The following is a 25,134-nucleotide window of genomic DNA, read 5'->3' on the forward strand; positions in this document are numbered from 1 at the left end:
TACAATAATATCATGTCCAAATCAACACTAAATATTGTCTATTTAACAACACTTAACTACGAAATATAGACAATACCTTTGCCATGTTCATATGAGCATTAAACCAAAAAAAAATAGAATTATGTTATTAGCAAACAAGATTGCCATTATTTATGGAGCCGGCGGAGCGGTCGGAAGTACAGTTGCAGAAACTTTTGCCCGTGAAGGTGCTAAAGTATTCTTAACAGGACGAAACAAATCAAAAGTGGAGGCTGTAGCAGCCAGAATTAAGGCAGCTGGTGGTTACGCAGAAGTTGCAGAAGTTGATGCACTTAATGAATCTCAAATCACAGAGCATTTAAATAATGTTATCGAAAAATCAGGAAATATTGACATTTCATTTAACGCAGTGGGTCTCCGTAATACAAAATTACAGGGAGTTGCATTGGTAGACCTTGATGTTGATGATTTTATGGCTCCTCTTTTATCTCATGTACAGTCTAATTTTTTAACGGCGAGAGTAGCGGGAAGACATATGGGACCAAATGGATCGGGAGTTATTATGACTGTTACTTCTAGTCCCTCAAGGGTAGCAATCCCCCATATGGGTGGAGTAGCTGTTGCTATGGCTGCTGAAGAAGCGCTTATCAGGGATCTTTCTGCAGAATTGGGATCTACAGGTGTAAGGGCAGTAGGCATTCGTCCTGAGGGTATGGCAGATAGTGATACCATGGAAGAAGTATATGGGCTTCACGCTAAAGCCAATGGTCTTACCCGTGAACAGTTTCAAGGTATCATAGAAAGGAATACACATAGCAAGCGTTTACCATTACTTCAGGAAATGGCAGAAGTCGCAGCATTTGTAGCATCAGACCGTGCCAGCGGAATGACCGGTACTATTGTTAATTTGAGTATGGGAACAATTGCAGATTAATAATCTGAATATCTCTGAGCACGGCATATCAAACAGCGCTCAGAGGTATTTGATTCTGAAAACAAAATCAATAAATCAACCAATAAATATTAAAATACCATATTATGAATCAATATCAAATATTTTATGACTTACACCATCAAGCTCAGCCATTACTTATAGCTAATGCATGGAATGTAAAAAGCGCGCAAATTATTGAAAAAGCAGGGTTCAGTGCCATAGCAACTTCAAGTGGTGCTATTGCAAACTCTTTAGGCTATAATGATGGTGAACAGATTCCTTTTGAAGAATTATTTTATATCGTAAAACGTATTAAGGCAAGCACTAATATTCCGCTTACTGTTGATCTTGAGCGTGGCTACACCAATGATCCGGAAGTACTTAATTCACATATTCAGCAAATTATAGATATAGGAGCAGTGGGAATTAATCTTGAAGATAATCAGGGCGAAGATATTTTTCTGAAAAAACTAAAATCAATCACAAAATATCTTACCCAGACCAACCAAAAGTTATTTATTAATGCACGGACAGATGTGTTTGTACAAAACCTGGATAACCCGATAGAAACTGTTATCAATAGAGCAAAACTTTATAAGGATGCAGGAGCTGACAGTTTATTTGTCATTGGTTTAAAAGATCTGGAGACAATTAAAGAAATTATTCAAGCTGTACAGCTGCCTGTAAATGTTATAGGTATTTCCAGCCTTTCCTCTGTTGAGGAGCTTGCCAGCATAGGAGTGAAGCGAATCAGCATGGCCGGCATATTATATTCTGCAGGTTATGAAAAAATAAATTCACTTGTTAAGACCATAAAAGAAGAAAACTCTTTATCTAAATTATATTAAATTTTTAAATCGGAACTCGCTATCATCTTGTTCTATAACTTAACATTATAATAATCCATAAAAAACATATTATGATACCATCTATTAATGGACTGGCTAATATTTTAAAGCTTAATGAAAAGCTTTTTATAAATGCTTTAGAAAACATTACTCATGAGCATACTAATGACCGTCTGAGTGAGCATAATAATCCTGTCAACTGGCTAACCAACCATATTTTATGGGGAAGATATGAGATATTGAACCTGTTGGGAAAATCCAATGAAACAAACCCCTATACAGATTTGTTTAAAAATTTTAAACCGTATGATGAAGAGATAGAATTTAACCAGATAGAATATATAAAAGAGGAATGGAGCAAGATGGTTCTTCTCATCAGTGAAGCTCTTGAAACAGCTACCGAAGAACAACTTGCTGAGGAGCCTAAGTCAGTGACTCCCATGGGAATCCCTACCAAATTTGGAAACTTATCATTTTTAGTATGGCATGAAAATTATCATTTGGGGCAACTGGCATTTCTGAAAAAATATTATACAGAAGAAGCTATGAAGTTTTTCTAAAAGGTATATTTTAATAATAATATTGAGCAATAAAAGCCTTAGATTTTACTAAGGCTTTTTTACTTTTTTAGATGAAAAACTCTTTTCTTATTCGCGTTTTCTATTGAAAATCAGGTCTTATAGTGTTTTATAATAGACTCTGAATAAACTAGGATCTTTCAACGGGGAAACTCCTTTTACCTCTCCAAAAATATCTTTGAATGTAGTACGCAATTCATGAATATGTTTACGATCTCTCATCCAACTGATAAAATCTAATGGATCCGTATTTTTGTAATCATCTAGTGGGTTTAATCCTCCCAGTTCTGTAACATCAGTTCTTGTTGACCAAAAGCCTCTCGAAGATTGAAACTCATGACTCGCTAAAAAAGCAAGGAACAATCTTGCTGCTGCTTTATTTTCAGTTAGTTTAAACATCGCAGCTCTTTGCGGCCAAGTAATGAAAAAATCATCTTCCGGAATAAAAGATTGTGACGGTTGATCCGGATAGGTTGGATAGCCTACGATATTTCCTAAGAAACCCTTCTGCCCAACCAGAGCGGCCGGAGCGGCAGTTCCTCTAACAAATGTTGGATTTTGTTTTTTCAATTCATACAAAAACTCAATGCCATACTTTTTGATGATATGATCAAATACATATAACACCGCATCGTCGTCGTGTGGTGGAGTCAATACTAATTTATCTTTGAAGATAGGGTTTAAAAAATCTTTATAATTTTGGGGAATAAATCCAACTTCTTCTTTAGCATATTGGGGTAAGAAAGCAAAGATAAATGCACCTATAAAATATCCCTCAGGATCAGAATATCCCTCTCTGATATGCGAAAACCCCTCTGACTTAAATGGTTCCAACACCCCCATTTTTGTCCAGTTTTCAAAATCGTTCATTGTCTGAAGCATTACTACATCCGGTTCCAAATATCCATCATTTAATTGTTCATAAATTTTCAGATCATGATATTTAGATAAATCGACAACAATTTCGATATCAATTCCAGGAAATCTTTCCTTGAATTGAGCGTAAAGCTGGTCTTGTTGATTGGGAGCATCACCTCCTGCCCAAACTAAGAAAGGCTTATTATTTACTTTTGTTTCTGCTTTTGCCAAAACATATAATGCTTCTAATTCTGCTGTCTCATTTTGATAGGTCATAATTATGTATATTTAGGTTAAACTCTGATTTTCTTTTACGAAGTTAGGATCTTTTAACGCTTATAAAAAGGTAATTATCAGCCTATAAATGATACTTTTAAGCTAAGAAAATTTATTTCTGAAATCGAGTGGGGTAGTTTCGCACTGCTTTCTAAAAAACTTAATGAAATTAGTTGGTTCATCATATCCCAAATCATAAGCAATCTCTTTGATGCTCTTATTGGTAAAAACAATTTGCCTTTGCGCTTCCAGTACAACCCGATTGATAATTAAATCTTTAGGTGTTTTTCCGGTAATCAGTAGGGTAGACTGAATGAGTTTTTTTTCGGTTATATTTATTTCCTTGGCATAATAATGAACCGTCTTTTCAGATTTAAAATTATTTTCCAGTAGGGAACTGAACATATAAGCATCTTTCAATGCTTTACTTTTAAATAATTTCTTTTCCTCACCCTGCATTCCTCTTTCTATAATGAGTAGGGTATTATGCAAATGATTACGAAGGATTTCAGATTGAAAACTATCATTATGAAAGCTTACTTCTTGAGTCATGAGATCCAAAAATTGAATAAATACATCTTTCTGTTTACAAAGGCTTATTCTGGAAATCGAAAACAAACTATGAAACAAAAAATTACTTTGTAAGTATTCAGCGTCTTCTTTTGATTTTGAAAAGAAACTGTCTGTAAATAGGATAACGGTTCCTTCAACATTTTCATTATCACTAAAACGATGAATGACATTCTTATTAAGAACTAAAATTGTCTCAGGTTCAATTTTAATTTCTTCAAAATCTACGAAATGGACTGTATTTCCTTTTCGAAACCAAATGATATGATAAAAATCTGCCCGATGTATTTTTGTGATCGTCTGTTTATTCTTGGTATACAGCTGGGCCAAGTCAATTATTTCAAATTGCTGATAAAATTCTTTCTTAAACATTACTTCTGAGACTGTTGTTTGAGATAATTTCTTCATTCTAGAATATCATATTTAATTTTTTTACAAAAGTATAATAATAGCTTGTCCAAATCAACACCTAATATTGTCCATTTAACAACAGTATAACACCTTGATTATGAGTCTTTGTACAGTAAAGAATAATGCTCATTTAAAGCGAAGTTTTTCAAAGTGCATAAATAGTCAACATTATTCAATTTAACATAATATAAATTATAGGATTATTATAATTTGCCGAAATAGAGTCTTATCCTACCTGAAATTCTTATTTGTTCAGCTTACTGCCTAAATACTCCTTTACAACATATAGGAACTCATCCTTGGTCATAAATCTATCCAGAAACTCATTTAGACTTCCTTTGTTTTCAATCTCGTCAAAATACATTTCATGGTCTGTACTGTAAACCGTCGGATTAGATTGCTCAGGATCTGCTGTACAAATAAAAAAATGATCCGGATATCCGTATGAGTAAAATATGCAGATAAAATCCGGCTTAGAAACTTTTACAACTTTCTGCACGATATCTTCTTCAATAAGTCCCTCAAATTCCTCCTGATCGTTCGTACTTTCTTTAAATGGCGTAAAAAACCAATCTCTGAAAAAATATTGACCGTACGGCAGTTCATGATCAGAAAAATAATGCTTCAACAAATCCTCATAAAATTTCTTCTCATCATTTATATACAGATCCTTGTGCTTGCTATAGAATTCATCAATCCCATAAACGTCCCAGTCTTTATCATATAGATAATGATTAAAGCTGATGCTCTGCCAGTTTTCAGCAAAACTTTTATCTACACTCACATCATCTGTATTTCCTCCTAAATCATTGATTTTATGTATTATATTTCCCGTCATTGCATTATTTTCTCTATAATTATTCTTTACCAATCATTCCGCCATTCCAAAGACGATCCGTTATTTCTTCCTTGCTATACTCATAATAATTCCCATCTTTATCCTTATGAGACTGAAAAAGCTTGATATTATATCCCTTACAGTTGAGTTTCAAAAACCTTGAATAATAGCCATTTCCAAAACATATGTAACTATAAAACAATGCTTTAAATGATTGATCTTCAGAATCAGGGGTTTCAAAAGTATGCACTCGCCTTACAATTTCTGCCAATTCATCTTTTGTGACCCCATTAACTATCTGAGGATCAGGTAGACTAATATCAAAAGCCAAATGCTCAGCCCCATCACCTTCCCACCATTCCCATAGATTAAACTGAGACATATCTTTCCCTGTCATGCTATGAAGTCTGTTTTCCAATACTTTATATTTACTATTATCCTCGTCTCCCTCTTCATCACATTGATCTGTATATTCTAAAATAAGCCTCAAAACTTCAGGATATCGTTTTTCTGCAGTCTCCATATCCGGCTCTATTTCATGTCTTAGCTCTATCATTATATGTTTATCCTCTCTATATATTATGTTAAGTTGAACTCGTAATAACGACGCTCATCTTTTTATTTGCTATCTTTTTGTTCTGTTCATTAAAAATACAAAATCTTGTCACATGGCAACCTCTATTGCTAAGAAAGACAGTAATTTTATACTAACCAAAAAACGTAATGATATGAAACCTAAAATGATTTGGGCCAATCTGGCAGTAGACAATTTAGAACGTACACAGAAGTTTTATACAGACCTGGGGTTTAAGCCCAATAATCCGAACAGTTCTAATGAATTGGTAAGCTTTTTCGTAGGTGAAAAAGATTTTGTTATTCATTTCTTTTTAAAAAATATACTGGAAACTAATGTAAAGAATGTGAAATTTGGTGATTCTCAAAATGCCAATGAAATTATATTCACTCTTTCAGCAGAAAGCAAGGAACAGACAGATCTATGGGCTGAGGAAGTTGAAAAAGCAGGTGGAAAGCTCATCTCCCCTCCCGAAAGCTTTGGAAACAATTATTACGGCTTTGTCTTTGCTGATCCGGACGGACATAAATTTAACGTATTTCATATGTAAAGATCTCAAATGCCGATTATTAGCTTAAAAAAGCAAAAACGCAATACACCACCCTTATTATCAGTCAGATAGCATAGGTACTGAATGAAAAAAGACCGCTTATTTGAGCTTCTAATGACTTTTCTGTAAAAATGACTTATTATTGAGTTTTTGTACTATTTTTAAGGAAAAATCATGCACTTTTAATCAATTTTAATTTACTATTACTTTTGTTTAATAGCTTTATAAAATCCGAATATTGAAAATCATATGGAATATCAAACATTTCAGCCACATCCTGAACTGGCATCTCTCATCAAGTGCTATTGGACCTTGGACAGCCCGAAAGAAGACGTTCCTCAATCACAGACTATTGTTCCTGACGGATGTATGGAAATGATCTTTCATTATGGTGATCTGTACAAACAATATATTAATGGAGAGGCTATTCTGCAACCCAGAAATTGTGTTTTCGGACAGCTTACCCAGCCTTTACGCATAGAACCTACGGGTATTACAGGTATTTTCTCTGTCCGTTTTCATCATGATGGTTTTATTCCCTTTGCCACCATTCCTATCAAGAATATGGATGACAGGGCTATTCCACTGGAGGAACTATTTGGAAGTGCAGGAACTGAATTGGGACAAAAAGTATTCTTGGCCCAGACAATCGGTGAAAAGATTGAACTGGTGGAAACATTTCTACGGAAAAGACTCAATCCGGAGACCATTGACAAAATTGTTCAGTCAACCATTGATATTCTTTTAAACGGCAACGGACAAATTCCTGTCAACGAACTTTCTAAGCAGATCAGCATCAATAGAAGGCAACTGGAACGCCGGTTTTCTTCAACTATTGGGCTAAGTCCTAAGCAGCTTTCCAAAACGATCAGGCTTCAATCTGTACTTAAGCAACTTCTGAATAAGGAATACACAAGCCTTACTGCCCTTGCACACGAGGCTGAATATTATGATCAGGCCCATTTTATTAAAGATTTTAAGGAATTCACAGGGTATACTCCTAAAGAATTTTACGGTGATAATCTTCAGCTTTCCTATCTATTCTACAGGAAAGAATCCTAATGTCGCATTTTTACAATTTTAAATTATCCTTTATATAGAACTTTGCTGAAATAAAATAATACAGCAATGAAAACAAAACTAATCCGCACCATAATGGGCATCCTGATAATCGGCAGTTGGACTCAAAAGCAAAGTGAAATTAAAAAACTGGAATGGCTCCTCGGAACCTGGGAAACCAAAACACCCAAAGGAAGTCTCTATGAAACCTAGACCCAAAAAAGCACTACAGAACTGCAGGGAAAAAGCTATTACCTGAATAAAAAAGATACTATTCTTTTTGAATCTGTCAGACTGGTAGAAAAAGAAAAAAAACTCCATTATATTGTTTCCGTTAAAGGTCAACATGATGAACAGCCTGTAGATTTTATTTCAAAATCCGGCTCCAATTCCACTTCACTTATCTTTGAAAACCAGCAGAATGACTTTCCTCAAACCATCACCTACAAAAAAATCCGGAAAGATTCTTTATTTGCTGAAATCTCAGGGATAATGAATGGAAAAATGGCAACACAGGCATTTCCTATGAAGAAAATAAAGTAGATTAATCAGCTATCAATTTTACAATCAAAACATAACAGTTCTTAGCTTAAAATAGTGATTTTCGGCCGCCTTTGGCGGCCGAAAATCTGTCTATAATTGCACTTTGAGACAAATTTTTCTGATCTGATAAGCTGATGATTTCATTTTAATTTCATTAAAAATCAACAATTTATCAAAAAAAAACTTGCGTAGCTAAATAACTACACATATATTTGTAGTCAAATAACTACACAATGAATTTAAGAAGAGATGTATTTCAGGCGATAGCAGATCCTACCAGAAGATCCATATTGATGCTGGTGGCAGCTCAATCTATGACTGCAGGGGCTATTGCATCTAATTTCGATACAGCAAGACCTACCGTTTCCAAGCATCTCCAGATCCTTACAGAATGTGAGTTGCTGAGATCTGAACAGAATGGTCGTGAAATTATCTATCACCTAAATCCCAATAAAATGAAAGAAATAGCCGACTTTATAGAACCATTCCGCAAAATGTGGGATGAGAAATTCAACAAACTGGAAAGTGTTATGAAAGCCTTTCAAAGCATGAATAATAAGTAATGAGCAATGAGTAATAATACCCAACAACTCCCACTCTAATGCTCTCCCACACCCAAAACCAAACTCAAAATATGGAACTTAAAACAAAAATCCACGCAGAAGACGGAAAACAGGAAATCTTCATTATCAGAGAATTTGATCTTCCTGTAGAACTGCTTTTCAAAGCGTATACAGAAGCTGAACTTTTCGAGCAATGGATGGGAACCAAAGTGACAAAATTTGAAAATAAACAGCACGGAAGTTACCGATTTGAAACATCAAACCCTCAAGGTGATGTAGTCTTCAGTGCCAACGGAACCATTCACGAAATTATTCAGAATGAGAAAATTACAAGAACTTTTCAGATGGAAAACACTCCTTTTCCTGCACAGTTTGAGTTTTTAGAATTTGAAAAATTAACGGAAACCACCAGCAAAATCACAATCCAAACCATTTATAAATCTGTGGACTTCAGAGATCAGCATTTGAAAATGCCTTTTGCACAGGGTATTAATATGGCACATAATCGTTTGCAGGAACAGCTAGGTAGGATATTCTAATACTCTACGACACCCTCACTCTAAAACTTAAAACACATGAATCCAAAAGTTAATTTTTTCTTTGATAATGCCACGCAATGGAAAGAAGAATTTGAAAAACTAAGAGCGATTGCCCTAAGCACCGAGCTTGTAGAAGATTTAAAATGGGGCTGCCCCTGTTATACCTACGAGGGAAAAAATATTTTCTTAATTCACGGATTTAAAGACTATTGTGCAATTCTCTTTTTTAAAGGAGCCTTGATGAAAGACCCTGACCATATTCTGATCCGGCAATCTGAAAATGTACAGGCTGCAAGACAAATCCGTTTTACAGAGCTGCAACAAATTGTTGATTTGGAAAAAAATCTTCAAGCGTGTATGTTTCAAGCCGTTGAAATTGAAGAATCAGGAGCTAAAGTTGAAATGAAGAAAACCAAAGAATTTGAAATGCCTGAGGAGTTTCAACATCAACTGGACAATAATTCTATATTAAAAGAAGCTTTTGAATCCTTAACACCCGGACGACAAAGAGCTTACCTACTCCATTTTTCTTCTGCCAAACAACCTAAAACACGGGAAGCAAGAATCGAAAAATGCATCCCCAAAATCCTTACCGGAAAAGGACTAAATGACTAATCACAAAAATAAATACCATGGAAACATCAAATAAATCAGAAAAAAGAAAAAGAATCTTCTACTGGATATTCACCCTATGGATGGCCTTAGGAATGGCCTCTACAGCGATTGTTCAAATCATGCAAAGCAAAGATGAACTGGCCAACTTCACTACCCTCGGCTATCCATCCTATCTCATGACAATCCTCGGAATATGGAAACTACTGGGTGTTATAGCAATACTAATCCCAAAATGTTTGCTTCTTAAAGAATGGGCTTATGCAGGCTTTTTCTTTGTGATGTCCGGAGCTGTGATTTCACACCTTATTGTGGGTGATGCTATCGGAAGAACTTTTCCTGCCATATTACTATTCATTTTAGTCATTATTTCATGGTATTTAAGACCTTTAGATAGAAAAATCACTATTATTGATTGATAATTTTTAAGATAAAAAATCAGAAATTTTATTGTAGATAATATCCTTGCGTCTTAAGCAACCCCTCATTCGCGTCTTTACGATTCCAAACCTAACAAAACCAAATAGTAAACAAAACTTGATATGAAAAAGAAACTCACCCAAGAACAAATCAATGAACTTTTAAAAATACTAAAAGTCCGATTTGAAAAAAATATGCACCGCCATAAGGACTTGAAATGGGAAAAAATCCAAGCTAAATTGGAAACCAGCCCTGAAAAACTATGGACTTTGCACGAAATGGAAGAAACTGAAGGCGAACCTGATGTGGTAGATTATGATAAAAGAACAGATGAATATATCTTCTTCGACTGCTCTCCCGAAAGCCCGAAACGTAGAAGCCTTTGTTATGATTACCAAGCCTGGAACTCACGAAAAGCCAATAAACCTGAAAGCAATGTCATCGATAAAGCTTCTGAAATGGGAATTGAACTTTTAACCGAAGAACAATACCGTCAACTTCAGGAACTTGGAAAGTTTGATCAAAAGACATCAAGTTGGGTGCAAACTCCGGCTTCCATCAGAGAACTGGGAGGAGCAATCTTTTGTGACAGACGCTATAATACGGTATTTATGTACCATAATGGCGCAGATTCCTATTATGCTGCAAGAGGATTTAGGGGATTATTAAAAATATAAATCGGAGAAATTCACTGGGATTTTCTTCTCAGAATACATTAGGAATCTCTCAACCAGGGAGATTCCACACTCCAGAATATAATGGTAACTCCCAAATAGCTTTCTGCATATTCAGTAAATTCTTCTTTTGTAAAATTCTTTCCGGTTTTAGGGTTCTTATAGGTAAGTGTGGGCTCCTGAACCGCCATTGCTACAAGAGAAAGTTTTCCTTTGTATTGATTAAAAAAAGGATAAGAATTTTTCATCTGAGCTTTTTTATTCGGAACAATATCTGGCCCGCCCAAACCTATATTATTTTTATAGGCGAAATCAAAAAGTCTGGACATATACTGATGATCATTGTCCCATTCACAAGGAAAAAAATTGACATACTGCAAAACATAGGAATGATGGAAAACACTTCTTGTAAATTTTAGGTTTTCTAATTCAGCCTGAAAATAACGATCGCAGCTAAACCCTGTTTTATCCCCTTTCATTTCAATATCTATTGCCGTTTCCGGAAGATTAATCCCTTGAATCTTTCCATCAAATTTCTTCGCCAGCGCCTCTATCAGCTTTTGAAATCTCTTTTGAACCGCAGAATTCCATTGCTGAGTTACCCAACCGCTTCCAACAGGTTTATTCTCTCCCGGATTATCATATTGAGCAACCAATCCTCCAGTATATTCTTTATCATTCAACACATAATCAGGAATATACCTTGCCTGTGGCTCAAAAAATCTATCCTGAAGCTGGATAAATAACTTTTTATGAATAGAATTTAAATAATCCAGATCTTTTTCAATAACAGAAAAATCATACCCATCTTTCGATTTTTCCAAAGCTTTCCAGTTATAAACAATCTGTACCCCGCCGATATCTTCCCGCATAATCATCTTTTCAATTTTCCGAAGATCTCCTGATGAAGTATAAATATAATTTTGAGGAGATTGCCCCATTAAAAAACATAAGCCAAAAACAAAGAATCCCAGCCCTATTAGTTTAGTTGTAATTTTCATATAAGTGAACAATCATTTTCTATGCCTAAATCATTTTTAAATTTTAGAAAATTATTCTTATTTATAAATAATATTCTTTAATATATAAATAGTATTATTATTTTTGGAATTCAAAATTTGAATATAATAATTAAGGATATGAAAAAATTAATCTTACTGGGCACAGTTTCAGCCTTTTTAATCAATTGTAATAAAAAGGCTGAAGCTCCTGCTCCGAAAGTTGAAACAGATACTATTGCCGTAGCTGAACCTGTGGTGGATACATTAGGTCCAAAATCTTTCTGTTATATCGGAGCTACAGGAAAAGACAGTGTTTTTGCTTCTATTGATGACAATCTGGGAACAATTACAGGAAAATTATCTTACAAAAACAGTGAGAAAGACAGTTCAAAAGGAGATATCACAGGTTTTAAGTCTGGAGATACCCTGAAACTGACCTATGAATTCACTTCTGAAGGTAAAAAAAGCAAAAGAGATATTTACTTCCTTCAAAAGGATAATACCTTAACGGAAGGTATTGGAGATCATAAAGACGAAGACGGACAATCTAAATATGCTGACGAAAAAAAGATCAGCTATAAAGATGGACAAAAACTAAATACAGCAGATTGTAAAGTAGTTACCAAAGCTTTAAAATAATTGCGAACATCTATATAAACAAAAACAGCCTTCATGAAGGCTGTTTTTTATTTTATGGTAATTCTCTTTTTATTACTTCAACAAATTGATTTACTGCAGCATCACCCGTACTCCATGAAGTGATAAGACGAATTGCAGAAAACTCTTCATCCACTTTCTTCCATACATAAAATTCAAAATTTTCTGATAAAACCTTAATCAGATCATTACTTACAATCGGGAAAATCTGATTGGTGTAGGTATCAGAAAGAAATTTTACTCCTTTTTCCTGTAGTGCATGTTTTATCTTCATAGCCTGTTGATTGGCATGTTTGGCCAAATCAAAATACAAATCATCTTTCATCAGTTCCAAAAACTGAATTCCCAGCAGACGTCCTTTTGCTAATAATGCTCCTTTCTGCTTGATATTAAATGCAAAATCCTCTTGAAGTACAGGATTATTAATAACAATAGCTTCTCCTATCAATGCTCCGTTTTTGGTTCCACCAAGGTAGAATACATCAGTAAGTTCCGCTACTCTTTCCAAGGTAAGATCACTTATTTCGGAAGTTAATCCGTGCCCTAATCTTGCTCCATCCATAAATAAATAAAGGCGATTTTGTTTACAAAACTCAGAAAGCTCTTCCAGTTCCTTTGCCTGATAAATGGTACCCAATTCCGTAGAATTTGATATATAAACAAGCTTTGGCATTACCTGATGCGGAACATTACTATGGCCCTCCAAAACCGGAATGATATCGGATGGTCTTAGTTTTCCGTCTTCAGTTTCAATACTTAATATTTTGTGTCCGGTAGCTTCAATCGCTCCGGTTTCATTATTTAAAATATGTCCTGTAGATGCAGAAACCGCACATTGATAAGGCCTTAGAATCGATGAAATCACGATTAAATTGGCTTGTGTTCCTCCGGAAACAAAGTAAACCTCTGAATCTTTCTTTTGTATTCTTTCCTTAATTCGTTCTTTTGCCTGCAAAGAGTACTCATCTTCACCATAACCAGCCTGTTGATCAAGATTAGATTGTAAAAGAGCTTGCAGAATATTGGGGTGACATCCCTCAGAATAGTCGTTTTTGAATGAAAATTTCATACTGTAAAATTAAAAAAAGTTAAAATAACAAGAGTGATCTTTCCATATTATTTTGTTAGTTTTGTATTGAAAATCATCTAACATTTTGAGAACAACCCTAACAGAAGAGAATTACCTGAAAGCTTTGTTTCATTTAGTTGACAATGAAGGAAAGGTGACCATTAATGAACTCAGCAAATTTTTAAATGTGAAAATGCCGAGCGTTAATAATATGATGAAGAAATTTGCAGAGAAAAAGTGGGTCATTTATGAGACCTACAAACCACTTATTGTTACAGAAAACGGAAGACGGGAAGCGGCCCTTGTGGTTCGAAAACACCGACTTACCGAAATGTTTTTGGTCAAAAAAATGAATTTTGGCTGGGAAAATGTGCATGAAATTGCCGAACAACTGGAACATGTACACTCTCAAATTTTCTTTGATAAAATGGATGAAATTCTTAATCATCCTAAATTCGATCCTCATGGTGAACCTATTCCTGATAAGGATGGTAACATCATCGCTCAGGATCTTCAGAAATTAAGCAGCTGTGAAATTGGAGAAAATGTAACTTTTGCTTCAGTTACCCTCTCCGACGATGCTTTCCTTACTTACCTAAATGACAGAAAGCTTCTTCTTAATACCAAAGTAAAGATCATTAAAATTGAAAGTTTTGATAAATCGATGAGCATAGAAATTGATGGTAAAATTGAAATTTTAAGCAAAAAAGCAACTGAGAAGATATTGGTAAAAAAATAAATTTACAAAAGGTGACCACAAGCTATACGGTCACCTTTTGTATTATTTCTTAAAAAGGAACAATAAGCTTTAAAGATATATTTCTTCCCATATTATACATATTCCCTAAATATTTTAACCGGCTAAGGTGAGACTGATAGGACCTATCCAATACATTATTCACCTGAAACTGCAGGACTGCTGAATGGTTTTCAGAATAATGGATTGCGACTGATGTGCCAATATTAAACAATGTATAATCCGGTGTTGCCGTTTCTGTATTATCCAATCCCATGTATCTGTTTTGCGCTGCTGAAAACTCAACTTCTGCTGTAGGAGTAACCGATGAAATCAATTTTGACCGGATAGATATTTTCTGAGACAGGTTTCCTGATAATTTTAATGGTGAAATCAATGGAAGGTATTCTCCCTGAGTCTCTTTATTTTTGAATTTTTTATCACGGTTGAATCCATAAATAACGGATAAGCTGGTTTCAAAATTAAACCCTTTCCATTTTTCAGGATGCAGTGATAGCCATGCTTCCATTCCATAAAGCTGAGCAGAAGCCTGCTGATACTGATAGGTTCTATTTCCCTGTGTATCTACAATAGGTTTTCCCTGTGCGTCCACAAGTAATGACAGATAAATATAATTTTGAATATTATTATTAAACCAGCTTACATCTGCCGAAAAATCTTTGAATCGTGTACTTACTCCCAGATCTTCCTGTAATGAGAACTCAGGATTGAAATCTCTGTTTCCTTTATAAATAATATGAGCTCCGGGATCTAATCCGCTGGAACCAATCTCTGTAATGTTTGGTGCTCTGTAACTTCGTCCAATATTAGCTTTAAGACTAATTTGCTTCGTTAATTGAAAAGCAGATCCAATGCTTGCTGACAGACCACCAAATGTTTTGTTGTAAGAAGCAAACCCAAGTCTGGTATTGGAAGATGGCTGGGCAACATGCTCTTCAAATTGTGTTATCGGATTGGTCTGTATGTAAAAATTTTCCCAACCTATTTTTCGAATATCGTAGCGGGCACCACCGCTTATGTTAAGTCTTTTATATTTCCATTTGATATAAGTATAGATCCCACCCTCACTTAGATCATAATCGGGAATAGGAAAATCTGTTGCTGATTTATTTTGATTGTTCTGAACCATTCCATTAATACCTGCTGAAATTTCTACAGATGAAAATTTAGGAAAATTATATCGTATTCCATAATTTAAAGTATTAAGTCGCACATACATTCCGGGTTGTGAGGGAGCAGTGGGATGGTTATATTCTCTACGGATATTCTGCTGTAAAGCCAGCTGAATATCCAAATCACCATTTCCAATTTGCTGGTGATGCTGTGCATATAACCTATAATGCTGAATTCTCTGATGTAAAGGAGAAAGTGTATAGGAATTAAGGTCTTTTTCTGAAACAACAGGTCTTTTCTCCACATCATCATCATCGCCCTCACCTATCTGATATGTAAATTTTCCGGTATTTGGATCACGGCTTCCGTCAGGAATTCCTTGCAGATTATCATATAGTGTGAAATTAATTTTTGAAAAGCCTGTAGTTGTTTTGCGTCCTAAGAGAAAGGAAAAGTTTTTTTCTTCAAAATTGGTATTATACACTCTCCCATCTATAGCATTTCTATAGTTTTTTGCCATTCTGTAAGAAGCATTTAATGAGGCTATAAGAGAATTCTTTTTGTAGCCCAACTGCATCCCGTTTCCGATAAGATTATTGTTTCCCTGGTATTCACTGGTTATTTTTCCATGCACTGTACCATCATTCTGAGAGGGCAAATAAGGAAAAAGGCTCACTACTCCCGCCAAAGCATCAGAACCATACATCAAACTGGCAGGTCCTTTTATAACCTCTGCTCGTTCAACGATATAGGGAGCCACTTCTATACCATGCTCATCTCCCCATTGCTGGCCTTCCTGACGGATACCATCATAAAGAGTCAGTACCCGGTTATAACCCAGTCCCCGAATAAAAGGTTTGGAAATATTGGGTCCGGTTTCCACAACACTTAATCCCGGAGCAGATTTCACCAATGAACTGATAATGTTTGTAGCCACAGCTCTTTCAATCTGTTTGGAAGAGATACTAAGGATTGCAACAGGTGTTTCTTTAATTAAAGTCTCCCTTGAAACTCCTGTTATCGCTATCTCATCAATGCTGTTACTATTGCGGATGAGTACAATATTGGGTATCAGTGTAGTTTTTTTTTCTACATAAATTTCCTGTTCAAATTCTTCATATCCTTTGGCTTTCACTAAAAGCCTGTAATTTCCGGGAGCCAGATTTTTGATCGTATAATCGCCATTTTTATCAACCGTAGCTTTTGCCGAAGTGTCTTTCAGTATTACTTCAGCAGCAGAACTGCCTCCATTTTCAAAAAGTATTTTGCCTGCCACTTCTGTTTCCTGAGCATTCACCATCGAAACAAATGATATAACAGATACTGCCAGCATCAATCTAAATTTCATATATAGTAAGGTTTTTATTAAGGTCTCTTGAACTTTGAAAAAATGGTTATTAATAAAAATCAAAAGTAGTGAAAAAAACATTATCGCAACAAAGTTGCGTTATTTAATTTAAATTATTATTCTTACTATCTTTTTGAATGGCAGTGACAGAGTAATTGTTAAAAAAGGGTTAAACTCCTATCCTAAAATATCTGAAAAATTTATTTTTAACTAGGTTTGCAAAACTTTCTGGAGACTTTGTCTTTTCTACAAATACAAACTTTAATTATTACTTAAAAAAATTATGAAAAAAAGCATTCCGTTTTTTATTGTTTCAATGTTGCTAAGTCCATTTGCAAATGCTCAGGTAAGAGATTTTGTGATTGAGCCACAGATTCAACCTAACTTCTATATTTACAAAACTTTCGGAGTATTCGGAGGTAAAGAATATTCTACCAATGCTGTTTATCTGGTTACCAAAAAAGGAGTTGTTTTATTTGATGTTCCATGGCAGAAAACACAATATCAAAGCTTGCTGGATACCATTCAAAAACGTCATAATCTTCCTGTAATTGCAGTATTTGCCACCCATTCGCATGAGGACAGAGCCGGAGATTTAAGCTTTTACAACAATAAAGGAATTAAAACCTATGCAACAGCCAAAACTAATGAACTGCTAAAGAAAGACGGAAAAGCCACTTCTACAGAACTTATAAAAACAGGAAAACCTTACCGTATTGGAGGAGAGGAATTTACAGTAGACTTTCTTGGTGAAGGGCATACTGCTGACAATGTAGTGGTATGGTTCCCAAAATATAAAATATTAGATGGCGGATGTCTCGTAAAAAGCAAATCGGCAGTAGATCTTGGATATACCGGAGAAGCCAATGTTGCCCAATGGCCTAAGACCATGGAAAAACTAAAGTCGAAGTACTCTCAAGCTACCCTAGTCATTCCTGGTCATGATGAATGGAAAGGAGGTGGACATGTTGAACACACATTGGAACTACTGAACAAAAAATAATTTGTTTATACTTTTTTTCACAATAAAAAATCCCGAATGAAAATTCGGGATTTATATTTTAATAACAGATTGTATTAGTCTAGTACACTCCAGCCTCTCTTAGGGTTAGAATTGGTAGAAACTTCCTGCTCATTAACAATGATATTTTCTTTTCTCTGACCGATATAATCCAGTTCACTTAGTTTGGCAAAGATGGTTTCTAAGCTTCTCAACATCTGCTGGATATAAAGTAATGGTTCTCCGCAATTGTGGTGGTCATAGTTAGTTTCTGCCACAATAGAAAGCTGGTTCAGTAAAGTATGTGGAGCAATCTCACTCCATTCTAAACTATAGTTAAGCATTTCTTCCAGTTCAGCAGGAACCAGAAGCTGAGTTGAGTTGTATAAATGAAGCGCCAGTCTTGCAAACGATTCGATTAAAAATACAGGCGGTTGCCAAGGCGTAATATTTCTGAATTGGAAATACATATCGCCAAAGTTGTTCACCATTGTGCTGCACAAAAACTTAACGTTCTGTGCCAGTGCTGTATTTTGATTTTTGTGAGATGCTTTTTGAATGATCTTAAAAGCATACTGCTGTAAATTTCCGATTGACTTTGCAAAGCTTCCGTAATAATCCACTAAAGCCGGATGACTCTGGATAGAAGTACATGGCGGGATAAAATTAGAATCTACCTGTGCAATATTAGCTTTTAAATCTACTTTTCCAATAATCAGGTAATTTCCTCCTGAATAACTGCTGTTCAGGGAAGTTACAGGAAGTAACTCAATATGGTGATTAGGCTGTGCATTAGGGTGGCGTGGCGGAATTTCTTCCGGGTCAATATCTCCAAATGGAACTTTATCAAAAGGATTTACAGAGATCAGGATATAATATTCTCCATCTACCTGCTCTTCGTTCATTGACTTCGCCAATGATTTCACGCTTATTCTTCTATCGATCAATTCTATACGATATCCAGCCATAGTAACAGCGCTGCATCTTTTGATCACCAGCTGCACATCATTGGTGGCAGTGTTATGAACATCAAAAATAGTACGGTCTGTAAATTCGGTGGAAATAGGCAGAAGCCCATAGTTATATGTAGTAATCCCAAGTGAATTGGAATCTCTGATGGTATCAATTAAGAAATTATCCTGATCATTAAGGTGTCTTTGGGAAACTTTCATCCCATCCACCCAATTGATTGCAAAATGTTTAATAGGTTGTATCATGCTTAATACTTTTTAATTTTTTTGTGTTTATGATTTTCTTGTGACTCCCTCCTCTTCATGCTGAATAACTCTCTTACAAATAACCACTTCGTTTTCAGAAATGCTATTTGTAGTAATGTCCTGGTCGAAATCTATATATTTTCTAAAGCTGAAAAACGATTTTTTAGTATAAAAGATCCAATAATAAGGCTCTCTTGTTTCATCGGAAAGGTGAATGATAGATCCTGGATTTTTGTGGTTATAATCATCCACTACCCTATAAAACCAGTCACCAAAAGTAATCCCGGTCGGAAGTGTTTTTGCTTTAATTCTGAATCGGTTTGTATCCTCAAGATTTTTACTCAATTCAACATTTAAAACCATTAACCTGTCAAAATCAACTCCATCAAAATCAGGAAGTTTCTGTTCCGGAGAATATCTCCATGTTTTATAAATATCAAAAGGAATACTGATAAACTGGATATAACAGTAATAAAATACCATTGGTACCACAAAGATCAGCATACTGGTGGCAGCCATTACAGCATACCCTGTTCCTTTACTCATCCAGTTAAATAACAATGTAAATAAAAATCCTCCCAGTGCTATACACGTTAATGAAAGTATAGATTCAAATAGAATACTCATTGCAAGAGATTCAATGTGCTTTTTAAAATATCTGTGCAATAAATTCACATGAATAATCCCAAAAATAAGGTAAATAACCTGTGCAATGAGATACCAATAAGGATTAAAAAGATTTCCGGCAAATCCAAAAACACCCGGAATAGCCAGGCATAAACTGCACAGAAGAACGTATATAATAATGACTTTAATTTTTATCGCAGGTTTATTTCTCCTGATGATTCCCAGGATAAACATCATTATAACTGCGATTAAAGGCATTAGGATATACCTTAAAAAAATACCTTTTACTGAAGAGATTTCCATTTTTTTCTTTTCGAATTTATACTTTGTTGGTAGTTGTAAATATAATAAAATAATTTAGAGGAATGTAGAGTATCCAAGGCGGCTGGCATTTCTTTCATCATCCATAAGGCTGAACGAGTATTCTACCTTTTCTGTGACAAAATTTTCCTCTATATCCACCGTTACCGGAAGAAAATAATCATATAAGGCCTGAAGAACATTTCTAAAAGGACTTCCGGGAATATATTTCTTCATATCCTCATAAGGAATCGGGCCAATATTGACCACCCAGTTCCTTTGCCCATCCATATGTCTTCCACTCGGAATATATGTAACTCCCAACCTTGAATTTCCCAACAGCATAGAGTCATTATTTTTCTCTATTCCATCAATAATATTTGGCGAAAAAGTTACCTCTACAGGTACTTGCAGAAATGCGGTCATACATCTTTCAAACCATTTCTTATCTCCACGGATCTGGTGAAAAAATGGCAAAATATGCATAAAAACATAAGCGTTTTTCTTATCCAGCATATTAACCAGTGGCCACAATTCGCTTACTGTCTCCAGCAAAGAATCTGTATTACTGGAAATATCAAACTCAGACTCTTTAAGTAAAGCACTGATCTCTGTAAAAAATACTTCTAACTCAAAAGGACGGAAGAACTTTCGGGCATCATCTTCTACTCTTTTCTGCTTCCGGATTTCCCTTACTACAGTATCTACATTTTTTCTGGAAGCTCCAAGAGATGGCGGATGAAATAGTCCCTCAGGAAGGTAATCGTAAATTCCCTCTCTATAACTCTCTATAGTGAATACTTCCTCATCAAAGCCTAAATAGCTGCTCGAAATGCTTTTAATATCTTTTAAATAGGCACGATCATTCACGCCTACCCTTTCAATAAAGATATTACTTACTGTCCGTTGGTATTTTAAAAGGTTAACAGCCACAGCTTCAGCTTTAAAGTCTGTCTGCAGCTTATTGTAATTCATGTCTACAATATTGTTCTCATGCATAGTGTTTCCTGTGATTATGACTTGTAAAGATAATATATCTCGTAAGTTTGAAAAAATATTTTGGCAATAATTTTATCCTAAAAATACTAATTTATTAACATTAAAAGGAATAATTTAAAGTAAATTCCGTAAAAATACGGTAAAAAGCATATCAGCCCTATGTTTAAAAGTAACAGGTTCCTGTTCAAAATCAGCTATTTAAAAATTTTATCCTAATATTTTATAAAGTCTATTTCTTTTGCAATCCAGCCTCCCTCATTATACATTATACATTATACATTATACATTATACAAAAATAACCTGCTTCCTTAATTTACCCTCCCAAACCTAGTACAATTCCCTACTTTATTTAGATTAAATTTTATTAACACTTTATTACGGAATAAATTCAGGATAATTTATGCACATTCGGAAAGCGGGCCGTATCTTTGCAGCCTGAAAATTGTTATTTAAAATGAAAAGTATTTATTCTAAAATTCTGATTTTAGCATTCATTTCCTCTTCACTTTATTCTTATGCGTGGGGATTAACAGGTCATAGAGTCATTGCTGACATCGCCGAAAACCACCTTTCGAGAAAGGCTAGAAGAGAGATCAAAAAAATAATGGGGAAAGAGCGTTTGGCTTACTGGGCCAACTGGCCGGATTTCATTAAGTCTGATACTACAGGCGTATGGAAGCAGGCTTCATCTTGGCATTATGTAAACATTGATCCACAAACAGATCTTAAGGCTTTTGATCAAAATCTGAAGATGCAGGCAGGTCCAAGTCTTTATACTCAGGTGAACACTTTATCCAGTCAAATTAAGGATAAAAACACTTCTGAAAAGGACATAAAAATTGCTTTGATCTTCCTTATTCATATTATGGGTGATCTTGCTCAACCTCTACACGTAGGAAGAGCTGAAGATTTGGGAGGAAATAAGATCAATGTTACTTACTTTGGCGAAAAAACAAACTTACACTCTGTTTGGGATGGGAAACTAGTTGATTCTCAAAAGTACAGCTATACCGAATATTCCAAGCTTTTAGATATTAAATCTAAAGAAGAAGTAGCACAAATTCAATCCGGAACACTTGAAGACTGGTTGTATGATTCGCATAAAATTGCCAACAAAATCTACGCACAGACTCCAAATGATTCAAAATTATCCTACGATTACCAGTATAAATTCAACGAAACAATGGAGAGACAACTATTGTACGGAGGATTAAGACTGGCGAAAGTATTGAATGAATTATTTTAATTACCGGTTGCTGGTAAACATTTAAGAATACTGGCTACAGTTAAAATATTACTTAATAGTTATAAAACGGAACTTCGGTTTCGTTTTTTTTTGTTTAGAATTTAAGGCTCTTGCACTATTTCAATATTTAAGCTTTAAAAATAATGTTCTTACCCATCTTCTAATGAAATTAACTTCTAAAGTCTTACCTCTTGATTTTCCCTATAATACTACTTTTTTCAAAAAAAATCAAAATAGGTGTAACCTTTTCACTTTGCCAAACGTATATATTATAGTAACTCTTTTTTTGAGGATAAAATAAATGAGACAATTAAAAATCACTAAGCAGGTTACCAACAGGGAAACTGCTTCATTAGACAAGTATTTGCAGGAAATTGGTAAAGTGGAACTAATTACTGCGGACGAGGAAGTAGAATTGGCACAAAGAATACGTGCTGGCGACAGAGCCGCACTAGAGAAATTAATCAAGGCCAACCTTCGTTTCGTGGTTTCTGTATCCAAGCAATACCAAAATCAAGGTCTTTCCTTACCCGATTTGATCAATGAGGGTAACCTAGGATTAATGAAGGCGGCAAAAAGGTACGATGAAACTAGAGGTTTCAAATTTATCTCTTATGCAGTATGGTGGATCCGTCAATCAATTTTACAGGCGTTAGCTGAGCAATCCAGAATTGTAAGACTTCCGTTGAACAAAATTGGTTCCATCAATAAAATTAATAAAGCATATGCTCACCTTGAGCAGGAAAATGAAAGACCACCTTCTCCGGAAGAATTGGCTGAAGTTCTTGACATGAGTGAGGAGGACATTAAAGAATCTATGAAAAACTCCGGAAGACACCTGTCTATGGATGCTCCTTTAGTAGAAGGGGAAGATTCTAACCTTTATGATGTATTACGTTCAGGAGAATCACCAAGTCCTGATAAAGACTTAATGCTTGAGTCTCTACAAATTGAGATTGAAAGAGCATTGAATACTTTAACTCCAAGAGAGGCTGATTTGGTAAGACTATACTTCGGACTGAACGGAAAACACCCAATGACTTTAGAAGAAATTGGTGAGACTTTCGATCTTACAAGAGAGAGAGTTCGTCAGATCAAAGAAAAAGCAATTAAGAGACTAAAACACAATACCAGAAGTAAGATCCTTAAATCTTACCTAGGTAAATAATTTTAGCGCAAACTATTTTATAGGCGGAGTCTGTTTTCAGGCTCCGTTTTTTTATTTTTGTATCTATGGATACTTTTATTTTGATCGGTGGATTAATATTAACTTTTATTTTAATAAATATTATAGCCCATTTCTATTTAAAATATAAAAATAAACTCTTTTTTACCTACATCAAAGACAGAAAATATATTTTAATAAAAAATGTAGAAACTGAAATCGAAGGATATTCAAAATTAGGGTATAAATTCACCTATAGAAAGGCTAATATTATTTTTCTGGAGGGTGAAATTTTTATATTATCATTTAATAATTCAATCATTCAATTAACAAAAAGCAACGAATCTTTTCCAAGTGTCTTTTATAAATATACCTATGATTCAAAATTAAAAGTAAATGACATACTTGAAATAAAAAATACCAACCTTAATATAAAAGTACGTTTGAATTTTAAATATAAAGATGTTGATTTACATTCTATTGATAAGCATTTGTAACAATTTTTTAAATACCTTCAACTAATACCATTATAACATTCAATTCGAAAAGATTAAACATGACTACTCTACCATTTGAAAACAAAATTTCTAAAGATAAAAACGTTTTTGTTGTTTTGCAAAACGACAATACGGTCAATTCTGAGCTTCAATACCTCATCGAGAATTTCTGTGGATTGGTGATCAATAACCTTTCTGATACAGAGATTGACTTTATCAATAAAAAAATATACGTGTGTGGAGACCTCAGCCTACTTACAAAGACCACTCTCTTTCTTAATATTATAGAAGAGTTTTCAGTTAATTATGAAAATTATAACCCGGAAAAATCAAAAATAGTAACACTGGGAGAAGTTCCAGTAGTCATCAGCAATGCCGGTGTTTACTACAGGAAGCTGTTTGTAGATGAACGTAATTTTGATCAAATCAAATCTGAACATGATTTTCAGGAACTTACAGAATCCAATAAGGAAAGCAAGGCTCTAAGAAAAGGGATCTACCTCAGCAAAGTAACCAAAGATACTGCTGAAGACGGAAAAGATGCCTTTCATTATCATCTTTTGAGATGCTCCAGTAATTTAACAGGACCTACAGATAATTTCCGCAGTACGGATACAAAAATTATCAATATATTAAATAATTGTGTGCAGGAAAGTTTCGATAGTAAAACAGAACTTAATCACGCTCTGGTACAGATCTATGAGAATAAAAAGAAAACTGTTGATTCTGAAAAGGAAGTAAAAGCTAAAATCAAGGCACATTCAGATAAAACTAAAGACATGCCCAAGGAAGGACTTATTGCATTTTGTACTTTCTATGATAATTCTAATACTGAACAGCTAAAACCATCAACTACCGATAGATTCGATTGGTGCTATAAACAAACAAGTGCCCTGACAAGATTGCATTTCAAGCTAAAGAAAAATGTGGATGATGATTCTTTGGAAAAGGAATTCAGTGTTACTTTATACCCGAATTCTGCTTTTATAATCCCGCTTTCCACCAACAGGCTCTATACCCATGAAATAAAGCCGTCTGTTTTGGGCGTTGATCAAATTCCTATAAGAATGGGATATGTAGTGCGTTGTTCTGATCTGGAAGCCATGCATACAGATAATCAGACTTATATTAAAGAAAATGACAGCTATATTAAACTTGAAAAAATGACTCCTGAACTTCAGGAAGAACTTCGTAATTCTTATTATGAAGAAAATATCTCTGAAAAGATGATGGAATATGGGAAAATTCATTTCAGCATGAACTCTGGTGATTATGAAAAACCTATTTTTTAAATATGTAAAATAAAGAAAA

The 25,134-nt window shown here is 34.7% G+C and carries 29 protein-coding genes; 19 read left to right on the plus strand and 10 right to left on the minus strand.

From position 1 onward, the window contains the following. Positions 1-121 precede the first annotated feature (121 nt). From C1638_RS00860 to C1638_RS00870, 3 genes are all read left to right on the plus strand, one after another. Complete coding sequence (locus C1638_RS00860) at positions 122-913, plus strand: SDR family NAD(P)-dependent oxidoreductase (RefSeq protein ID WP_109619009.1); 792 nt, start codon at positions 122-124, stop codon at positions 911-913. Between the two features lie 104 nt (positions 914-1,017). Then, entirely contained in the window at positions 1,018-1,761 is a 744-nt protein-coding gene (locus C1638_RS00865; RefSeq protein ID WP_109617334.1) for an isocitrate lyase/PEP mutase family protein, read from the plus strand. 71 nt (positions 1,762-1,832) lie between these two features. Beyond that, positions 1,833-2,321: a DinB family protein gene (locus tag C1638_RS00870; RefSeq protein WP_109617336.1), complete on the plus strand. Its 489-nt coding sequence runs from the start codon at positions 1,833-1,835 to the stop codon at positions 2,319-2,321. A gap of 117 nt (positions 2,322-2,438) precedes the next feature. On the opposite strand, the gene C1638_RS00875 is transcribed toward C1638_RS00870, so the two are convergent. The 4 genes from C1638_RS00875 to C1638_RS00890 all read right to left on the minus strand — a co-directional run bounded on the left by C1638_RS00875 (position 2,439) and on the right by C1638_RS00890 (position 5,848). Further along, positions 2,439-3,473: an ABC transporter substrate-binding protein gene (locus C1638_RS00875; protein ID WP_109617338.1), complete on the minus strand. Its 1,035-nt coding sequence runs from the start codon at positions 3,471-3,473 to the stop codon at positions 2,439-2,441. 102 nt (positions 3,474-3,575) lie between these two features. After that, entirely contained in the window at positions 3,576-4,451 is an 876-nt protein-coding gene (locus C1638_RS00880) for an AraC family transcriptional regulator (protein ID WP_109617340.1), read from the minus strand. Between the two features lie 247 nt (positions 4,452-4,698). After that, positions 4,699-5,292, minus strand: coding sequence for a hypothetical protein (locus C1638_RS00885; RefSeq protein ID WP_123838303.1), 594 nt, complete (start codon positions 5,290-5,292; stop codon positions 4,699-4,701). 19 nt (positions 5,293-5,311) lie between these two features. After that, positions 5,312-5,848, minus strand: coding sequence for a hypothetical protein (locus tag C1638_RS00890; protein WP_228427963.1), 537 nt, complete (start codon positions 5,846-5,848; stop codon positions 5,312-5,314). Positions 5,849-5,960: 112 nt separating this feature from the next. On the opposite strand from C1638_RS00890, the gene C1638_RS00895 reads away from it, so the two are divergent. From C1638_RS00895 to C1638_RS00930, 9 genes are all read left to right on the plus strand, one after another. Further along, complete coding sequence (locus C1638_RS00895; protein ID WP_228427965.1) at positions 5,961-6,416, plus strand: VOC family protein; 456 nt, start codon at positions 5,961-5,963, stop codon at positions 6,414-6,416. Between the two features lie 249 nt (positions 6,417-6,665). After that, positions 6,666-7,478 (plus strand): helix-turn-helix domain-containing protein, encoded by an 813-nt coding sequence (locus C1638_RS00900; protein ID WP_109617344.1) that lies wholly within the window; start codon positions 6,666-6,668, stop codon positions 7,476-7,478. A 66-nt stretch (positions 7,479-7,544) separates the two neighbouring features. Continuing rightward, positions 7,545-7,688, plus strand: a complete 144-nt coding sequence (locus C1638_RS22215; RefSeq protein ID WP_165826482.1) for a hypothetical protein — start codon at positions 7,545-7,547, stop codon at positions 7,686-7,688. A gap of 42 nt (positions 7,689-7,730) precedes the next feature. Next, positions 7,731-8,018: a DUF6265 family protein gene (locus C1638_RS22740; protein WP_498365963.1), complete on the plus strand. Its 288-nt coding sequence runs from the start codon at positions 7,731-7,733 to the stop codon at positions 8,016-8,018. A 233-nt stretch (positions 8,019-8,251) separates the two neighbouring features. After that, on the plus strand, positions 8,252-8,581 hold the full coding sequence (locus C1638_RS00910) for an ArsR/SmtB family transcription factor (protein ID WP_076351880.1): 330 nt from the start codon (positions 8,252-8,254) through the stop codon (positions 8,579-8,581). 71 nt (positions 8,582-8,652) lie between these two features. Then, entirely contained in the window at positions 8,653-9,120 is a 468-nt protein-coding gene (locus C1638_RS00915) for an SRPBCC family protein (protein WP_109617348.1), read from the plus strand. 36 nt (positions 9,121-9,156) lie between these two features. Next, positions 9,157-9,735: a YdeI/OmpD-associated family protein gene (locus C1638_RS00920; RefSeq protein ID WP_109617350.1), complete on the plus strand. Its 579-nt coding sequence runs from the start codon at positions 9,157-9,159 to the stop codon at positions 9,733-9,735. 17 nt (positions 9,736-9,752) lie between these two features. Then, positions 9,753-10,151, plus strand: coding sequence for a DoxX family protein (locus C1638_RS00925; RefSeq protein WP_109617351.1), 399 nt, complete (start codon positions 9,753-9,755; stop codon positions 10,149-10,151). Positions 10,152-10,274: 123 nt separating this feature from the next. Then, on the plus strand, positions 10,275-10,829 hold the full coding sequence (locus C1638_RS00930; protein ID WP_109617353.1) for a DUF4256 domain-containing protein: 555 nt from the start codon (positions 10,275-10,277) through the stop codon (positions 10,827-10,829). A gap of 38 nt (positions 10,830-10,867) precedes the next feature. Here the strand turns inward: C1638_RS00930 and C1638_RS00935 are convergent, their stop codons facing one another. Beyond that, positions 10,868-11,827 carry a hypothetical protein gene (locus C1638_RS00935; protein ID WP_109617355.1) on the minus strand — a complete coding sequence of 320 codons (960 nt, stop codon included), beginning with the start codon at positions 11,825-11,827 and terminating at the stop codon, positions 10,868-10,870. A gap of 138 nt (positions 11,828-11,965) precedes the next feature. On the opposite strand from C1638_RS00935, the gene C1638_RS00940 reads away from it, so the two are divergent. Beyond that, entirely contained in the window at positions 11,966-12,466 is a 501-nt protein-coding gene (locus C1638_RS00940) for a hypothetical protein (RefSeq protein WP_109617357.1), read from the plus strand. A 52-nt stretch (positions 12,467-12,518) separates the two neighbouring features. Here C1638_RS00940 and C1638_RS00945 read toward each other — a convergent pair whose 3' ends face one another. Next, positions 12,519-13,553: a threonine aldolase family protein gene (locus tag C1638_RS00945; RefSeq protein WP_109617359.1), complete on the minus strand. Its 1,035-nt coding sequence runs from the start codon at positions 13,551-13,553 to the stop codon at positions 12,519-12,521. 85 nt (positions 13,554-13,638) lie between these two features. Here C1638_RS00945 and C1638_RS00950 point away from each other — a divergent pair, with 85 nt between their 5' ends. Then, complete coding sequence (locus C1638_RS00950; protein ID WP_109617361.1) at positions 13,639-14,292, plus strand: metal-dependent transcriptional regulator; 654 nt, start codon at positions 13,639-13,641, stop codon at positions 14,290-14,292. A 49-nt stretch (positions 14,293-14,341) separates the two neighbouring features. On the opposite strand, the gene C1638_RS00955 is transcribed toward C1638_RS00950, so the two are convergent. Then, positions 14,342-16,771, minus strand: a complete 2,430-nt coding sequence (locus C1638_RS00955) for a TonB-dependent receptor (RefSeq protein WP_109619015.1) — start codon at positions 16,769-16,771, stop codon at positions 14,342-14,344. A gap of 283 nt (positions 16,772-17,054) precedes the next feature. Here C1638_RS00955 and blaIND point away from each other — a divergent pair, with 283 nt between their 5' ends. Continuing rightward, positions 17,055-17,774, plus strand: a complete 720-nt coding sequence (blaIND, locus tag C1638_RS00960) for an IND family subclass B1 metallo-beta-lactamase (protein ID WP_109617363.1) — start codon at positions 17,055-17,057, stop codon at positions 17,772-17,774. A 74-nt stretch (positions 17,775-17,848) separates the two neighbouring features. Here blaIND and C1638_RS00965 read toward each other — a convergent pair whose 3' ends face one another. Genes C1638_RS00965 through C1638_RS00975 form a run of 3 tightly spaced genes read right to left on the minus strand, consistent with a single transcriptional unit; the run spans position 17,849 to position 20,890 of the window. After that, positions 17,849-18,988: a hypothetical protein gene (locus C1638_RS00965; protein ID WP_109617365.1), complete on the minus strand. Its 1,140-nt coding sequence runs from the start codon at positions 18,986-18,988 to the stop codon at positions 17,849-17,851. A gap of 27 nt (positions 18,989-19,015) precedes the next feature. Further along, complete coding sequence (locus tag C1638_RS00970; protein WP_109617366.1) at positions 19,016-19,918, minus strand: TssN family type VI secretion system protein; 903 nt, start codon at positions 19,916-19,918, stop codon at positions 19,016-19,018. A 54-nt stretch (positions 19,919-19,972) separates the two neighbouring features. After that, a complete protein-coding gene (locus C1638_RS00975) occupies positions 19,973-20,890 on the minus strand; it encodes a type VI secretion system baseplate subunit TssG (protein WP_228427967.1) in 918 nt (305 codons plus the stop codon). Between the two features lie 479 nt (positions 20,891-21,369). Here C1638_RS00975 and C1638_RS00980 point away from each other — a divergent pair, with 479 nt between their 5' ends. From C1638_RS00980 to C1638_RS00995, 4 genes are all read left to right on the plus strand, one after another. Next, a complete protein-coding gene (locus C1638_RS00980) occupies positions 21,370-22,161 on the plus strand; it encodes a S1/P1 nuclease (protein WP_109617370.1) in 792 nt (263 codons plus the stop codon). Between the two features lie 301 nt (positions 22,162-22,462). Then, positions 22,463-23,329 (plus strand): sigma-70 family RNA polymerase sigma factor, encoded by an 867-nt coding sequence (locus tag C1638_RS00985; RefSeq protein ID WP_002979276.1) that lies wholly within the window; start codon positions 22,463-22,465, stop codon positions 23,327-23,329. Between the two features lie 65 nt (positions 23,330-23,394). Beyond that, positions 23,395-23,823, plus strand: a complete 429-nt coding sequence (locus C1638_RS00990) for a hypothetical protein (RefSeq protein WP_109617372.1) — start codon at positions 23,395-23,397, stop codon at positions 23,821-23,823. Positions 23,824-23,882: 59 nt separating this feature from the next. Further along, the gene (locus C1638_RS00995) at positions 23,883-25,115 is read left to right on the plus strand and encodes a hypothetical protein (protein ID WP_109617374.1); all 1,233 of its coding nucleotides are present in this window, start codon (positions 23,883-23,885) and stop codon (positions 25,113-25,115) included. The last annotated feature ends 19 nt before the right edge of the window (positions 25,116-25,134 follow it).

This window comes from Chryseobacterium oncorhynchi, from assembly GCF_002899895.1.
Classification (GTDB): domain Bacteria; phylum Bacteroidota; class Bacteroidia; order Flavobacteriales; family Weeksellaceae; genus Chryseobacterium; species Chryseobacterium oncorhynchi.